At 58.4% G+C, this 370-nt stretch carries 1 pseudogene; it reads right to left on the bottom strand.

What is annotated here, in order from left to right:
• Window positions 1-42: 42 nt before the first annotated feature.
• Window positions 43-370: pseudogene (locus tag P8629_RS11505) on the bottom strand (hypothetical protein); the annotation flags it as partial.

The following is a 370-nucleotide window of genomic DNA, read 5'->3' as shown; positions in this document are numbered from 1 at the left end:
AACGCCTTCTCTATTGGGTAAGCTTGCCGACCTAGCGGCGAGTCAGAACAGGCCTGCCAGGAAAACCACCGTGACCCCGATGGGGGCGACGTATTTGGCCAGCAGGTTCCACAGGCTGTAGTCGTAGACATCCAGCCTCAGCTCCTTGCGCGCTTCTTCTTTATCCAGGCAGAAGGCGAAGAACACGATCGCACCCAGGCCGGTCAATGGCAGCAGAATCTTGCTGGTGAAGGTATCCAGCAGGTCGAAGATGTTCAGCCCAAAGAACAGCACGTCTGCCCATACGTTGAACGACAGCAGCGCCGCGACACCCAGTGCCCATACCGCCACGCCGCTGACCAATGTGGCCACGATACGTGACATCGACGTG

Source organism: Hydrogenovibrio sp. 3SP14C1 (assembly GCF_029625905.1).
In the GTDB taxonomy this organism is placed as follows: Bacteria; Pseudomonadota; Gammaproteobacteria; order Thiomicrospirales; family Thiomicrospiraceae; genus Hydrogenovibrio.
Note: the sequence above shows the minus strand (reverse complement) of the source record. Positions and strands in the feature narration are given on the sequence as shown.